The sequence below is a fragment of the Pseudomonas sp. LBUM1673 genome, assembly GCF_059695645.1.
This window is the reverse complement of the sequence record NZ_CP166780.1, coordinates 3,307,897-3,322,020: the sequence shown is the minus strand read 5'-3', so window position 1 is coordinate 3,322,020 and position 14,124 is coordinate 3,307,897. Positions and strand designations below refer to the sequence as shown.

Below are 14,124 nucleotides of genomic sequence, written 5' to 3'. Positions count from 1 at the left end.
GATCGGAAATGAAAAACGCAGAGTTCTATCATTCGCATATCCACAGCAAGCTCGACTCGCTCACTGGGATCCGTTTTCTGGCGGCGGCGATGGTGTTCATGTTTCACGCCTCGCTGACCCGGATCATCGGTTTCAACCCCTATGCCGACACCAATGTGATCGATGCCTTTCAACGGATCTTCAGCGGTGGTGGCTGGCTCGGGGTGTCGTTCTTTTTTGTGCTCAGTGGCTTCGTGATCACTTGGTCGGCTCGCAAAGGCGACAGCGTGACAGGCTTCTGGAAACGCCGTTTGTTGAAAATCTACCCTAACCATATCGCCACCTGGGTGTTGGCGATGGCGCTGTTTGCGGTGCCTGCCGCCAGCGTGGCGATCTGGTTGCCCAACCTGTTGCTGGTGCATTCCTGGATTCCACGGATGGACACCTTCCTCAGCGTCAACGGGCCGTCCTGGTCGCTGTGCTGCGAGTTGTTCTTCTATTTGCTGTTTCCGCTGGCACTCAAGCTGATCTGGAAAATTTCCGAGGAACGCCTGTGGCACTGGGCCTGGGCGATGGTCGCCGGCCTGGCCCTGACGCAAGTGGCGATACGCCTGCTGGCACCTGCCACGCCGTTGATCAATGAATACCCGATTTCCCTGAACCAATGGTGGTGGTCCTACTTCTTCCCGCCTGTGCGGATGTTCGAGTTCGTGCTGGGCATGCTCATGGCGCGCATTCTCATGGCCGGGCGCTGGATCGAGTTGAGTGTGCCTTGGGCTTTCGCGCTGATGGTCGGCGGTTACATGGCGGCCATGTGGGTGCCGTTCCAGTACAGCCTCAACCTGGTGACGCTGGTGCCGATTGCCGTACTGATCACGGCGATTGCCGCCAGTGACCTGCAGGACCGCAAGGGGTTGCTCAACAGTCGCTGGATGGTCTGGCTGGGGGAAATCTCCTTTGGTTTCTACATGATCCATCTGCTGATCATGACCTGCGCGACACAACTGCTCGGCGGCCGACTGTTCGATAGCGGGACGGCCACGTTGATCGTCGCGGCCACCTTTGCGTTCTCCATCTTCGGCGGCTGGCTGTTGTTCAACTTTATCGAGCGACCGGTCATGCAGCGCTGGGGGCGGGCCGGCAAAGCCAAGGTGCCGGGCAGCAGCCTGGGCAGCCCCGAAACCGCACCTTGATCCACCCTCGACAGATTGCTTCGACACACGTCGCTTAATAACAGGGAAGTTGTTTTATGGACTCGATCCGACCCAAACGCTCGGGCAGTGCGCTCATGCTCCGCGCCAGTCTTGCTTGCGCTATCGTCGTCGCCCTGGTGGTCGTGCTGCGCGGGGAACCGTCCACTATCGCCAAGGCCAGCGTCGCGCCAGCGGCCGCCGAAGTCGACGTGGCCATGGCGTTATCCAGGCCAGTGACCGACTGGCAGAGCTATTCCGGGCGGCTGGAGGCGGTCGAAAAAGTGGTCATCCGGCCGCTGGTGTCCGGGACGATCGTTGCCGTGCATTTCAAGGATGGCGCGATCGTCAAGGAAGGCGACTTGCTCTTCGAAATCGACGCCAGACCGTATGCCGCGCAGGTCGAACAGGCCCAGGCCAGTCTGGCGGCGGCGAAGTCGCGAAGTCTGTACACCGCCACCGATCTTGGCCGGGCCCAACGGTTGATCAACTCCAATGCCATCGCCATGCGCGATCTGGACGAGAAACAGAACGCCGCCAGCGAAGCACAAGCCAATGTCCGGCAGGCCCAGGCGATACTCGACAGTTCCCGGTTGGATCTGGCCCACACTCGCATCACGGCGCCGGTCAGCGGACGCATGTCCCGTGCCCTGGTGACCGCGGGCAATATCGTCAGCGCCGGTGAAAATGCCGCGCCGTTGAGCACCCTGGTATCGCTCTCGCCGATCTATGCCGCTTTCGACGTCGACGAGCAAACGTTCCTGCGCTACCTCAATCACGGCAGTGCGAAGGGCAATGAAGTGCCGGTCATGCTCGGGCTGTCCAATGAAACGGACTATTCGCGCGGGGGCAAACTGGCATCGATGGACAATCAGCTCGACGTGCAGTCGGCTACGCTGCGGGTGCGCGCCAGTTTCGACAATGCCGACGGCCTGCTCAGGCCCGGCATGCTGGCCCGGATCAAACTCGGCGGCGGCCCGCCGCGTCAGGCCGTGCTGATCGACGACAGCGCAATCGGCACGGACCAGGACAAGAAGTTTGTGTTGGTGGTGACCGCTAATGATCAGGTTGAGTATCGGCGCATCAGCCCCGGCAACCTAGTGGGCGACTTGCGAATCATCGATTCCGGCCTGCAAGCCGGCGAGCGGGTGGTGATCAATGGCCTGCACCGGGCGCGGCCGGGCGATACCGTCAGACCCTTGCTCGCCCAACGCGTCGATGCGAGGGAAGGTCAATGAACTTTTCGCGCTTCTTCATTGACCGCCCCATTTTTGCCGGAGCCCTTTCGACCCTGATTTTGCTGGCCGGGATTATCTCGCTGTTTCGCTTGCCGGTCTCGGAATACCCCGATGTGGTCCCGCCGCTGATCGTGGTCAACGCCCAGTACCCCGGCGCCAACCCGGCGGTGGTGGCGCAGACTGTGGCGGCGCCGCTGGAAGAGCAGATCAACGGCGTCGAGGACATGCTGTACATGCAGTCCCAGGCCAACAGCGACGGCAACCTCACGCTCAGTGTCACGTTCAAGGTCGGTACCGATCCGGACAAGGCCCAGCAACTGGTGCAAAACCGTGTCTCGCAAGCCTTGCCACGCCTGCCGGAAGACGTGCGACGGCTGGGGGTGGTAACGATGAAGTCATCGTCGACCCAAACGCTGGCGATTCACCTGATCTCGCCAGATGACCAGTACAACGCTACCTACCTGCGCAACTACGGCATTCTCAATATCAAGAACCAGTTGGAGCGCATCCCGGGCGTCGGTGAAGTCCGGATCTGGGGTGGCGGCGATTATGCGATGCGCATTTGGCTCGACCCGCAAAAAGTAGCCCAGCGCGGTTTGAGCGCCAACGATGTGGTAGCGGCGATCCGTGAGCAAAACGTGCAGGTCGCGGCCGGTGTCATCGGTGGTCAACCCATGCGTACGGACGTGGCTCAACAGCTGTCGGTCAACACTCAGGGCCGGCTGAAAACGGAAAAGGAATTCGGCGACATCATCCTCAAGAGTTCGCCGGGCGGGGCGGTGACTTTTCTGCGCGACGTCGCCCGTGTCGAACTGGCGGCGTCGGACTACGGTTTGCGCTCACTGGTCGACGGCAAGCCTGCCGTGGGTTTCGGCGTGTTCCAGATGGCCGGCGGCAATGCCCTGGCGATTTCCGATCAGGCGCGCGACATCATGCGCCAGGCCAAGCAAGACATGCCGGCCGGCGTCGACTACACGATTGTGTTCGACCCGACCCAGTTTGTCCGCTCGAGCATTCTGGCGGTGATCCAAACCCTGCTCGAATCGACGCTGTTGGTCGTGCTGGTGGTCATCCTGTTCCTGCAAACCTGGCGGGCCTCGATCATTCCGCTGCTGGCGATGCCGGTGTCGATCATCGGCACGCTCTCACTGATGCTCGCGTGTGGTTTTTCGATCAATGCCCTGTCGTTGTTCGGCATGGTTCTGGCCATTGGTATCGTCGTCGACGATGCGATCGTGGTGGTCGAGAACGTCGAGCGCAACATTGCTCGCGGCCTGAGTCCCAAGGACGCCTCCTACAAGGCGATGGAGGAAGTCAGCAAGCCGATCATCGCCATCACCCTGACGCTGGCGAGTGTGTTTGTACCCCTGGCATTCATGCCCGGGCTGACCGGACAGTTTTATCAGCAGTTCGCGTTGACCATCGCCATCTCCACCATTATTTCGGCGTTCAACTCCCTGACCTTGTCACCGGCGCTTTGCGCGCTGTTGCTCAAGTCCCACGGCGCACCGCGAGATCGCCTCAGTCGTGCTATCGATCGGTTCCTGGGGCCATTGTTTAGCCGTTTCAATCGGCTCTCGGCGCGGGGCGAGCAGTCCTACGGCAGCAATCTGGGCCGGGTGATTCAGCGCAAAGGCATAACCCTGGGTTTTTACGCGGTGTTGCTCGGGCTCACGGCCTGGCTTGGTTATTCGTTGCCCGGTGGTTTTGTGCCGGCCCAGGACAAAGAGTTTCTGGTCGGCCTGGCGCAACTGCCCAACGGCGCCTCACTGGAGCGCACCGAGCAAGTCATCCAGCGCATGAACGACATCGCCCTCAAGCAACCTGGCGTGGCCCACACCCTGGAATTTCCCGGCATGTCGGTCAACGGCCTGATGAACTCGTCGAGCGCTGGCATCATCTTCGTGATCCTTGAGCCGTTCGCCAACCGGCATGGTTCGGACATGAGTGCCGGGGCCATCGCCGCGGCGCTGAACCAGCAGTTTTCCGCGATCAAGGAAGCCTTCACCGGGGTGTTCCCGCCGCCTCCCGTGTTGGGGCTGGGCACCTTGGGCGGGTTCAAGTTGCAGTTCGAAGACCGTGGCTCGCTGGGGTTTGAAAAACTCGATGAAGCGGTTCGCGCGTTCCTCAAGCAAGCCGCGCTGGCACCTGAGCTGGGGCCAAGCTTTTCCAGCTACCAGATCGATGTGCCGCAATTGAAGGTCGATCTTGACCGGGTCAAGGCCAAGCAGTCGCAGGTTGCCATGACCGACGTATTCGATACGTTACAGATCTATCTGGGCTCCTTGTATGTCAACGACTTCAACTTGCTGGGCCGGGTCTATCAGGTCCGGGTGCAAGCCGATGCGCCGTTCCGCGCCCACGCCGATGACATCGGGCAACTGAAGACCCGCAATGCCGAAGGCAACATGGTTCCGCTGGCCAGCCTGGTGGAGGTTCACCCCACCTATGGGCCGGAAATGGTCGTGCGCTACAACGGCTACACCGCTGCGGATCTGAACGGCGGTCCCGCGCCGGGTTATTCATCCGGTCAGGCTCAGGCCGCGGTGGAGCGAATCGCGGCCGAAACGCTGCCCAAGGGCATCAAGTTCGAATGGACCGAGTTGACTTACCAGCAAATCATTTCCGGCGACTCCACGTTGTGGATCCTGCTGATCTGCATGCTGCTGGTGTATCTGGTGCTGGCCGCTCTCTATGAAAGCCTGCTGCTGCCGGTGGTCATCTTGCTCATCGTGCCCATGAGCATCATGTCGGCGCTGCTGGGGGTCTGGCTGACCCAGGGTGATAACAACATCTTCACCCAGATCGGCCTGATGGTGCTGGTGGGGCTGGCCAGCAAGAACGCGATTCTGATTGTCGAGTTCGCCCGTGAGCTTGAACAGCAGGGCCACAGCATCGTGCGTGCCGCCATCGAAGCCAGTCAGTTGCGTTTGCGCCCGATTCTGATGACCTCGATCGCTTTCATCATGGGGGTCGTGCCCCTGGTGCTTTCTACCGGCGCCGGTGCCGAAATGCGTCACGCCATGGGCGTCGCGGTGTTCTTCGGCATGCTCGGGGTGACCCTGTTCGGCCTTTTATTCACGCCAGTGTTCTACGTCGCACTGCGGCTGATCGCAACACGTCGATCACCCCCGGTGGTGGATGACTTTGCGCCGTCGGTTGCGGACATAACTGTCCGCTAAGAATGGAACAGCAGCTTGTTTTTCAGTATTCGCACTCACTTTACAGTTACCGCCAATCAACGAAATAAAGGGACAGTCAATGACGCGCGTCGTGCGGTTTAGCCAATATGGTGGCCCGGAAGTACTCAGGATCGATGACATCGACGTGCCTGAACCGGGGCCTGATGAAGTACGGATTACCGTCAAGGCGATTGGCCTGAACCGGGCAGAATCGATGTTCCGCTCCGGCCAGTATCTGGAAGCGGCACAGTTTCCTTCCCGCTTGGGCTACGAGGCAGCGGGTATCGTCGAGGCCGTCGGCGCAAGCGCCGGCCAGTTTGCCGTCGGTGACATCGTCAGCCTGATTCCTCCGGCCTCAATTGCGCAGTGGGGAACCTATGCCGAACTGGCCGTCGTGCCGGCGGCGATGCTGGTCAAGCATCCCGCCAACCTGTCATTCGCTGAAGCCTCGGCGGTATGGATGCAGTACATCACGGCGTGGGGCGCGTTGATTCATGTCGCAGCATTGCAGCCCGGCGAATTCGTTCTGATTACGGCTGCCTCAAGCAGTGTCGGCCTGGCGGCGATTCAGATTGCCAATCAGGTTGGCGCCATCCCGATCGCCGTCAGCCGCACGCTGGCCAAGCGCGAGCAGTTGTTGTCTGCCGGCGCCGCGCACGTGGTGGCCAGCGAGTCGGCGGATTTCAATCAACAGATTGAACGGTTCACTGCAGGCAAGGGCGCCCGGGTGATCTTCGATCCGGTGGGTGGGCCGTTTCTGGAGCATTTGGTCGACGTTGCCGCTACTGGCGGGATCGTTCTCGTGTATGGCGCTCTGAGCCCCGAGCCCGCGCCTTTCCCGCTGTTCAAGGTGCTGGGCAAAAGCCTGGCGTTGCGCGGCTATCTGCTGCACGAAATCACCTCCCGGCCAGCCTTGCTCGAGGCCGCCAAGGCGTATGTCATCGCCGGTCTGGAGGAGGGGACGTTGCGTCCGGTCATAGCCAAAACCTTCGACTTTGAACAGATCGTTGCCGCCCATCAGTATCTGGAAGCGGGCGAGCAGTTCGGCAAAGTCGTGGTCACGCTGGAGTCCGACTCATGAAAATGCTCCATCCGATCTACTTTCTCGCACTAGGCCTGTTTGGCGTTTACACCATTGAGTTTGGCGTAGTCGGGATTCTTCCGGTAATTATCGAGCGTTTCGCGATCAGTGCGTCCCAGGCCGGTCTGTTGGTGGGGCTGTTCGCGCTGATCATTGCGGTCTTCGGCCCGATCATGGTGTTGCTATTGTCGCGCTTCAATCGCAAGAAGATCCTGACGATTGCGTTGTTCATTTTTGCTGGCACCAGCGTGCTGTCGGCCTACGCACCCAACTTTGAATCGCTGATGGTGCTGCGCATCATCCCGGCGCTGTTTCACCCCGTGTACTTTTCCCTGGCCTTTGTCGCGGCTGTTTCACTGTACCCACCGCAGGAGTCTACCCGCGCCGCCGCCAAAGCCTTTGTCGGCACCAGCATGGGCATGGTGCTGGGGGTGCCGTTGACGACGCTGATCGCGGCGCAGTTTTCCTATGAAACCTCGTTTCTGTTCTGCGCCGTGGTCAACTGCATTGCTGGCCTCGGGATCATTGCCCGGCTGCCGGACGCGCCCGACAAAACCCGCATTTCCTATAAAGAGCAGCTGGCCATTCTGCGCAAGTTCCCGCTCTGGCTGAACATTACCGCCTCGACTTTGATTTTTGCCGCGATGTTTTCCGTGTACAGCTACTCCGCCGAGTACCTGGCCAAGGAAGCGGGCATGAGCGCGCAGATGATCAGCATCCTGCTGGTGATCTTCGGTATTGGCGGCGTCGCGGGCAATCTGTATGCCGGCAAACTGATCGGGCAGAACATGGTTCGGACAACCATCCTGCACCCGATCCTGCTGGCCGGTGCCTATGGGCTGTTGTACCTGTTCGCCGGCCCGTCACTGATGACCATGCTGGTAATCGTGGTGATCTGGGGCGCGACCCATACCAGTGGGCTGATCGTCACGCAAATATGGCTGACCTCCGAAGCGCCGGAAGCACCGGAGTTCGCCACGGGCATTTACATCTCGTTCATCAATCTGGGCGTGACCATCGGGTCGACAACTGGCGGATGGTTCCTGGCACGCATGGGCTTGCAGGGCACCCTTTACAGTGGTTTTCTATTTGCCGCGTTGGCCGTATTGGTCATCGTGGTCAAAGTCCTGTTTTTCAGTGCCGAGCCGCGCAAGGGAGGAGCGCAGATCGCCGCAGACTGAGTTGAACGATGCATCGTAGCCCGCACGGATGGGGGTTGTATTTTCGTCAGTGCGTGGCCGCCATCGAATGTTTTTCCCAAACAAGGATCTCCAGGTAGGAAGCCTTTGGGTCGACCGCCTGGATTGTCATTCCATTGAGAATCGATCGAGGCCACATGAACTCGTTACCTGTGCACAATGCTTCTTGCAACTGGCCCGTGGGTCTGGAATCGCGCGACATGAGCAAGTTCGACTGGGAGAACTTGCGCCATTACGTCACCTTCGCCCGCACGCAGTCGCTCAGCAGCGCGGCGAGGGAGCTGGGCGTGGAACATGCCACCGTCGCGCGGCGGATCGCGGCGCTGGAATCATCACTGAACCTCAAACTTGTCGACCGACGCAAACGCAACTATGAAATGACGCCGTTTGGTCATCGCATCGCCGAAATTGCCGGGCGAATGCAGAAAGACGCCAAGGCGATTTCCAAGGTGGCGCTTTCGGTGCAAACGGAAATGGTCGCCGACCTCTCGGTCAGTGCGCCGCCCCTGCTGACATCCGAGTTCATTGCCCCGCACCTGGGACGCTTGCGTCGTGAACACCCCTCGATCAATGTCAGCCTGCTGATGCAGGACGATATCGGCACCCTGTGCAACCCCGAACCGGACCTGATGATTCGTTTGTGCCGTCCGACCCAGATGGACCTGGTGGCGCGCAAGATCGGCACCGTGTCGTTTGGGCTTTACGGCAGCGAGCATTATCTGACAGAGCACACCAGCGAACAGTACGAGTACATCGTCTATGACGACAGCATGGAACACTCCCGACAACAGGTGTGGCTGCGCGAGGTGGCTGCGGAGCGCCCTGTGGTATTGCGCGCCAGGAGCCTTGAAGTCCAGGCCTCGGCAGCACGTGCCGGTGTCGGTATCGCGCTGTTGCCCAATTTTTATGGCCTGAAAGACCCGGCGCTGGAAAAGGCCCAGTTCCATAATTCGGATCTGATGATCGATATCTGGCTGGTGGTGCATGAAGATTTACGCAAGGAAGCCCCTATTCGTTCGTTAATGGACTTCCTGGTCAGTTGTTTTCCGACTGAGCATTATTTCTGAGACGTTTTTTTGAGAGGGGGGTAGTTCACTATTGAATTAACACAAGGTGAATTTTTTAACCCCCTAGGGTGAATACGGGGAGTTTACAAACAAGCGGGCAGATTCCAGTATCAGTCCAAGAATAAGAAACACGCTTCCTTCGACGATTGAAAACCTGTGCCAGGGTTTTCAAGAGTCCATCTCACCGGACACAGCGCGCGCCTCTCCGATTGCGGACACCCCCATAATAAAAAAACAGCCATGATTCCATTTGCCCATTGAACGTGTGCGATGGCGACATCTGACGCTGAAAAAAAACATGTTTTACTTTGTATTCGGCCTTCTCGGCCCTCGACTCATGCCTCGTAAAAACCTGTCAGGAATAATCCTGTATTACGGCCTCGTTACTACTGGATAAAACCGGAGCGTACTTGCGTGCGTGTCCAGAGTTTTAAGAGAACCCACAGAAGGAATTGGATCATGAGCAAAGTAAAAATTATTGATGTAACGCTCCGTGATGGTGGTTATCGTAATAATTTTGAGTTCACTGCCGACTATGCCGCCAATGCAGTCGGGCACTTGACTGATGTAGGCGTAGTTCACGCTGAAGTGGGCTATTGCAATGGTTCTTTCATTCGCAAAAAAGAACATGGCCTGAGCAGTTCGGTCAGCCCTGAATATCTGGATTCATTACGCCGCGCCGCACACGGCCAACTAGGGCTGTGTGTCATGGTTCACCCGCGTAATGTGGTCAGCGAAGACTTTGAAATGCTGGCCGAACATGGCGTCGGAATGATTCGGGTATGCCTGCGTGCCGATCAACTTGAACAAGGGCTGGACACCATCAAGTTGGCCAAGTCATTCAACTTCCTGGCCAGCGCCAACATCACCCATATCACCACGCAAACACCGGGTGCTGTAACCGACATTGCGTTGCGTGCGGAGGGGGCCGGGGCCGATATCATTTATTTTGCCGACTCCAACGGCAACATGATTCCCGATGATGTCGAACTGCTGATCAGCCGGATCTCCAGAAGAGTGCATGCGCCATTGGGCTTTCATGCGCACAACAATCTTTCCCTGGCACTTTCCAACTCCATCGCCGCCATCGATGCCGGCGCCGAATACATCGATACCTCGATTTGCGGCATGGGCAAAGGGGCGGGCAACTTGCACCTGGGCATGTTCATCGCCTATCTGGAACGCATTGGCAGTGCCAATGGCTATGACCTGGTCAAGGCCCTGCAATTGTCCGAATACACCGCTGAAAGTGTGCCTCTGAGCAGTCTTCCAGCCCCGCTCATGGACGTGATGCTGGGCGCTTACAACCTGCCGTTCGATGTGTCGCAACGGCTGGAGGACACCATGTCCCGGTTGCAGATCAACTCGACATTCCAGGCGCTCAGAGCGATGCACGAACAGGACCTGTTTGCGCGGCACGCTGCACGGCCGACGGTGATTTCCCGAGCCAGTTTCCCTGCTCGCCTTTCCGCGGAAGGAAAAATGTGATGACGGCACTTCATTCATCGGCGTTGCCGGGCCAGCCGGCGCGTCATCGAGTTTGTGTGCTGCCCGGCGATGGCGTCGGGGTGGAAGTGGTCGAGGCAATCCTGCCGATTTTCGAGGCACTGGCGTTGCCCATCGACCTGGATTTCGGCCAGATCGGCTGGGAGTGCTGGCGAACCGGCGGTGACCCGGTGCCGGCCGAGACCTGGGCAAAAATCGCCGCCGCCGACGCCACGTTGCTCGGCGCCATCACCAGCAAAGCTTTGCAGGAAGCCGAGGCCGAGCTGCCGGAGCACTTGCGCAACACCTCGCGGGTTTACGTCTCGCCGGTGATTCAGCTGCGTCAGCGTCTGAGTCTGTACGCCAATGTGCGGCCAGTCACCGATGTCCTGGGTAAAGGCCGGTTTCGCTTCACTGTGATCCGCGAAAACACCGAAGGGCTCTACGCCGGGCTGGACTTTGCCGCGATACCCGCCGAGTTCGAACCGATGCTCAAGGCGCGGGAACTGGCCGGGGCGCCCTGGCACCGCGACTCGCCTGAGGATGCAACGATGACGGTGCGATTGCAGACCCGGGCCGGTTTGACCCGACTGTTTCGCTACGCCTTCGACTACGCCCGCAAGCACGGCTACCCGCGTGTGACCCTGGCGGACAAGCCCAACGTGTTGCGTTACAGCGGCGCGTTTGCCAAGGGCATCCTCGAAAGCGTTGCCACGGACTACCCGGACATCGCCTACAACATCGACAACGTGGACGCCGTCGCCCTTTGGATGATTCGTCGTCCGGAGCGCTTTGGCGTGATCGTCGCGGAGAACATGTTCGGCGACATCCTTTCTGATCTCGGTGCCGGGGTGATGGGCGGCCTCGGTTTCGCACCCAGCGCGAACATTGGTGATGCCGGGGCCTACTTCGAACCGGTACACGGCAGCGCCCCGGCGCATGTCGGCCAGAACAAGGCCAACCCCAGCGCGATGTTTCTGTCTCTGGCATTGCTGCTCGAACACCTGGGCTACCACGCCCAGGCACTGGCCATCGAGCAGGCGGTGGCGCAGGTGGTCAAGCATGACTGCCAGACCTACGACAGCGGTGGTCAGGCAACCACCCGGCAATGCGCCGCGGCCATCATCGAAAGAAGCGTGCTCAACCTATCTCCACTCAACCCGCAAACCGAAAACGGCCGGGCTTTGCCCGCAAGGAGCCATGCATGAGCCACCTTTCACTCTCGGTGCAACAACGCGCCCTGTTGGAGCAATGCGCTGCTCTGGATACGGCGTCACTGAGTGATGCCCTCGACAGCCTCGGCATTGATGCCGGGTTGCAAGGTATCGCCCAACAAGTCCCGGGCACCCGTTGTTCAGGCTTTGCCTTCACCGTGCTCTACGAGCCGGTCAACCAGAACGACGGGTTCAAGAACGCCGCCAACTACATTGACGACGTCCCCCCGGGCTCCGTGGTGGTATCCAGCAATGCCGGGCGCCTGGACGCTACCGTTTGGGGCGACATCCTCACCCACGTGGCCTTGAGCCGGAACATTCGCGGCACGGTGATCGACGGTGCTGCCCGCGACATCGACACCGTGACCCGGCTCGGTTACCCGCTGTTCAGCCGTGGGCGGTTCATGCAATCGGGAAAGAACCGCGTGCAACTCAAGGCCACCCAGGTGCCGGTGCAGATCGGTGCGGTGACGGTCAATCCGGGGGATTTGATTGTCAGCGATGCCAGCGGCTGCCTGGTGATCCCCATCGACAAGGTCGAGGAAGTCATCAAGCGCGCCCAGTCGGTGGAAAAGACCGAGCGCGACATTATCGAGTCGGTGGCGCAAGGCCTGTCGCTGGCCGAGGCGCGACGCCTGCACCGTTATGACCAACCGTGGCTTGCAGCTGAGGCCAAGACCCCGAGCGCCGCCTGAGCGGCATACCTGCGTGCGATGAATAGGCGTCAGGCGAAACGGCACATGACGCTCACTAAAGGAGAAGAGAGATGACTTCGAACCATTTGGTAAAAACCAATCCGATGCGCAGCAGCACCAACAAAATCAAGCTGGGGGTGTTCGCGCTCAATATCGAAGGGGGGTGCACCCTGACCACCGTCCCGGAGCGCTTGAATGCCAGCGACTGGAACGGCAATCTGGAAATCGCCAAAAAAGCCGACAAGGCAGGCCTCGAGTTGCTGCTGCCGGTAGGGCGCTGGCGTGGCTGGGGTGGCGCCAGCGACCCGATGGGCGTGTCTTTCGAAACCTACACCTGGGCCGCGGGGCTGGCGTCGGTGACCGAACAGATCGCCCTGTTTACCACCTCGCACCTATCGACCGTGCACCCGTTGTTCGCGGCCAAGCAGGCCGCGACCATCGACCATATCAGCGGTGGCCGCTTCGGTCTGAACATGATCTGCGGGTGGTACGGTAAAGAAATGGGCATGTTCAACGGCGGCGTGCAGCTGGAACATGACCGGCGCTACGACCATGCCGATGAGTGGCTGAACGTCGCCCGGATGGCCTGGAACGAGCCGGCCAATTTCGACTTCAAGGGCGACTTCTTCAACATTGCCCAAGGTTTCGCCCAACCCAAACCGCTCAACCAGCCGTTCCTGATGAATGCCGGTGGTTCCGAGCGCGGTCGCCGGTTTTGTGCCGAGCATTGCGACGCCGCGTTCCTGATCCTCAAGCACGAAGATGACGACGACACCATTCGCGCGCAGATCAAGGCCTACCGCGACCTGGCGCGCCTGGAGTACGGCCGCGAGATCCAGATCTGGGTCTACTCCTATGTCGTGCAGAAAGACACGCTGGAGGAAGCCGAGAAGTACCTCGACTACTACGTCAATCAGCATGGCGATGAAGTCGCACTGGATAACGTCACCTCGGAGATTGGTATCCAGAGCGGGATGTTCGCCAGCACCGAAGACGCCGAGCGCTTCCGCTTCCACTTCAAGGCCGGTTTCGCCGGGGTGCCATTGGTGGGCACCGCCGAAATGATCGCCGAGCAGTTCCAGCGTTACAGCGACTTGGGCATTGACGGTATCTGCCTGACTTGGCTCGACTACAAAAGTGGCCTCGACGAGTTTCTCGAAGACGTCTTGCCACGCATGGAAGACGCCGGTCTGCGCCAGCCCCACAACAGCGCTCGGCGGATCATTGGAGCGGTGGCATGAGCGCCCGAAGCGCCCGAAGCGCTTTGGCGCTGGCCGTCGAACCGTTGAATCCGGAGCCGGCCGAGGACTTCAAGCGGGCCATGCGGCGCCTGACCAGCACGGTTTCGATCATCGCCACCGGCGTTGGCGATGCACGCAGCGGCATGGTCGCCACGGCGGTCAGCTCATTGTGTACCGATCCGCCTTCGCTGCTGATCTGCATCAACCGCTCGGCCAGTCTGTGTGAGCCGTTGCTGACCAATCAACGGTTCAGCGTGAATCTGCTCGATGCGGCGCAAAGCCAACTGGTCGGCGTATTTGCCGGCCAGCTTAAGGGACATGCGCGTTTCGAACATGGTGACTGGGCAGCGTTCGACGACTTGCCGTATCTGCCTGACGCCCAAGCCACGCTGTTTTGCAGCGTGGATGCCCGACTGACCTACGCCACCCACGAGGTGATTGTCGGTCGGGTCGAGCGCTCGCTGGTCACCGAACGCATTTCACCGCTGCTCTGGCAGGACGGTAAACCGGCACAGTCTTGCGCGCTGATTCACTGAGTCGCGACAACTTTTTA

At 59.8% G+C, this 14,124-nt stretch carries 11 protein-coding genes; all 11 read left to right on the top strand.

Annotated features, from left to right (window positions below):
- Nucleotides 1–8 precede the first annotated feature (8 nt).
- The gene (locus ACA044_RS15275; RefSeq protein ID WP_497447088.1) at nucleotides 9–1,172 is read left to right on the top strand and encodes an acyltransferase family protein; all 1,164 of its coding nucleotides are present in this window, start codon (nucleotides 9–11) and stop codon (nucleotides 1,170–1,172) included.
- Between the two features lie 56 nt (nucleotides 1,173–1,228).
- Nucleotides 1,229–2,407 carry an efflux RND transporter periplasmic adaptor subunit gene (locus tag ACA044_RS15270; RefSeq protein WP_497447087.1) on the top strand — a complete coding sequence of 393 codons (1,179 nt, stop codon included), beginning with the start codon at nucleotides 1,229–1,231 and terminating at the stop codon, nucleotides 2,405–2,407.
- Nucleotides 2,404–5,589: an efflux RND transporter permease subunit gene (locus ACA044_RS15265; RefSeq protein WP_497447086.1), complete on the top strand. Its 3,186-nt coding sequence runs from the start codon at nucleotides 2,404–2,406 to the stop codon at nucleotides 5,587–5,589. Before ACA044_RS15270 ends, ACA044_RS15265 begins: the two co-directional genes overlap by 4 nt.
- Nucleotides 5,590–5,668: 79 nt before the next feature.
- Nucleotides 5,669–6,670 carry a zinc-dependent alcohol dehydrogenase family protein gene (locus ACA044_RS15260; RefSeq protein WP_497447085.1) on the top strand — a complete coding sequence of 334 codons (1,002 nt, stop codon included), beginning with the start codon at nucleotides 5,669–5,671 and terminating at the stop codon, nucleotides 6,668–6,670.
- A complete protein-coding gene (locus ACA044_RS15255; RefSeq protein WP_497447084.1) occupies nucleotides 6,667–7,851 on the top strand; it encodes an MFS transporter in 1,185 nt (394 codons plus the stop codon). Before ACA044_RS15260 ends, ACA044_RS15255 begins: the two co-directional genes overlap by 4 nt.
- Before the next feature lie 218 nt (nucleotides 7,852–8,069).
- Nucleotides 8,070–8,936, top strand: a complete 867-nt coding sequence (locus tag ACA044_RS15250) for a LysR family transcriptional regulator (protein WP_497447083.1) — start codon at nucleotides 8,070–8,072, stop codon at nucleotides 8,934–8,936.
- A gap of 459 nt (nucleotides 8,937–9,395) precedes the next feature.
- Nucleotides 9,396–10,424 (top strand): hydroxymethylglutaryl-CoA lyase-like TIM-barrel protein, encoded by a 1,029-nt coding sequence (locus ACA044_RS15245; RefSeq protein WP_497447082.1) that lies wholly within the window; start codon nucleotides 9,396–9,398, stop codon nucleotides 10,422–10,424.
- Complete coding sequence (locus tag ACA044_RS15240) at nucleotides 10,424–11,629, top strand: isocitrate/isopropylmalate dehydrogenase family protein (RefSeq protein WP_497447081.1); 1,206 nt, start codon at nucleotides 10,424–10,426, stop codon at nucleotides 11,627–11,629. Before ACA044_RS15245 ends, ACA044_RS15240 begins: the two co-directional genes overlap by 1 nt.
- Complete coding sequence (locus ACA044_RS15235; RefSeq protein ID WP_497447080.1) at nucleotides 11,626–12,330, top strand: RraA family protein; 705 nt, start codon at nucleotides 11,626–11,628, stop codon at nucleotides 12,328–12,330. Before ACA044_RS15240 ends, ACA044_RS15235 begins: the two co-directional genes overlap by 4 nt.
- A gap of 71 nt (nucleotides 12,331–12,401) precedes the next feature.
- On the top strand, nucleotides 12,402–13,571 hold the full coding sequence (locus ACA044_RS15230; RefSeq protein ID WP_497447079.1) for an LLM class flavin-dependent oxidoreductase: 1,170 nt from the start codon (nucleotides 12,402–12,404) through the stop codon (nucleotides 13,569–13,571).
- Nucleotides 13,568–14,107 (top strand): flavin reductase family protein, encoded by a 540-nt coding sequence (locus ACA044_RS15225; RefSeq protein ID WP_497447078.1) that lies wholly within the window; start codon nucleotides 13,568–13,570, stop codon nucleotides 14,105–14,107. Before ACA044_RS15230 ends, ACA044_RS15225 begins: the two co-directional genes overlap by 4 nt.
- The last annotated feature ends 17 nt before the right edge of the window (nucleotides 14,108–14,124 follow it).

Coding starts and splice junctions, on each gene's coding strand:
- ACA044_RS15275 (WP_497447088.1), top strand. CDS start 9: ATGAAAAACGCAGAGTTCTATCATTCGCATATCCACAGCAAGCTCGAC.
- ACA044_RS15270 (WP_497447087.1), top strand. CDS start 1,229: ATGGACTCGATCCGACCCAAACGCTCGGGCAGTGCGCTCATGCTCCGC.
- ACA044_RS15265 (WP_497447086.1), top strand. CDS start 2,404: ATGAACTTTTCGCGCTTCTTCATTGACCGCCCCATTTTTGCCGGAGCC.
- ACA044_RS15260 (WP_497447085.1), top strand. CDS start 5,669: ATGACGCGCGTCGTGCGGTTTAGCCAATATGGTGGCCCGGAAGTACTC.
- ACA044_RS15255 (WP_497447084.1), top strand. CDS start 6,667: ATGAAAATGCTCCATCCGATCTACTTTCTCGCACTAGGCCTGTTTGGC.
- ACA044_RS15250 (WP_497447083.1), top strand. CDS start 8,070: ATGAGCAAGTTCGACTGGGAGAACTTGCGCCATTACGTCACCTTCGCC.
- ACA044_RS15245 (WP_497447082.1), top strand. CDS start 9,396: ATGAGCAAAGTAAAAATTATTGATGTAACGCTCCGTGATGGTGGTTAT.
- ACA044_RS15240 (WP_497447081.1), top strand. CDS start 10,424: ATGACGGCACTTCATTCATCGGCGTTGCCGGGCCAGCCGGCGCGTCAT.
- ACA044_RS15235 (WP_497447080.1), top strand. CDS start 11,626: ATGAGCCACCTTTCACTCTCGGTGCAACAACGCGCCCTGTTGGAGCAA.
- ACA044_RS15230 (WP_497447079.1), top strand. CDS start 12,402: ATGACTTCGAACCATTTGGTAAAAACCAATCCGATGCGCAGCAGCACC.
- ACA044_RS15225 (WP_497447078.1), top strand. CDS start 13,568: ATGAGCGCCCGAAGCGCCCGAAGCGCTTTGGCGCTGGCCGTCGAACCG.